The sequence below is a fragment of the Corallococcus sicarius genome (assembly GCF_003611735.1).
GTDB lineage: Bacteria > Myxococcota > Myxococcia > Myxococcales > Myxococcaceae > Corallococcus > Corallococcus sicarius.
The window spans coordinates 1-318 of the sequence record NZ_RAWG01000799.1 but is presented as its reverse complement, the minus strand read 5'-3'; the positions used below and the strand labels follow the sequence as shown (position 1 = coordinate 318).

Genomic DNA, 318 nt, shown 5'->3' with positions numbered 1-318 from the left:
GCAGGTGGGTGGCCATCCGCTCCACGGTGCTCCGCTCAAACAGGGCCGTGCTGTACTCCAACACGCCCTGCAAGCCGTCCGGCGTCTCCGAGAAGAAGGCGCTCAGGTCGAACTTCGAGGTCGTGTGCTCGGAGGTCAGGCCCTGGAGGCGCAAGCCCGGCAGACGCACGTCCTCGGTGGGCACGTTCTGAAGCGTCAGCAACGTCTGGAAGAGCGGTGTGTGGCTGAGACTGCGCGTGGGCTGCAGCACCTCCACGAGCTTCTCGAACGGTACGTCCTGGTGCTCATACGCTTCGAGCACCGTGCCGCGCACCTGGC

At 66.0% G+C, this 318-nt stretch carries 1 protein-coding gene; it reads right to left on the bottom strand.

Features of this window, described 5'->3' with window-relative positions:
* Positions 1–318, bottom strand: a 318-nt coding sequence (locus D7X12_RS42205; RefSeq protein ID WP_147444046.1) for a condensation domain-containing protein, incomplete at both ends; no start/stop codon positions are given.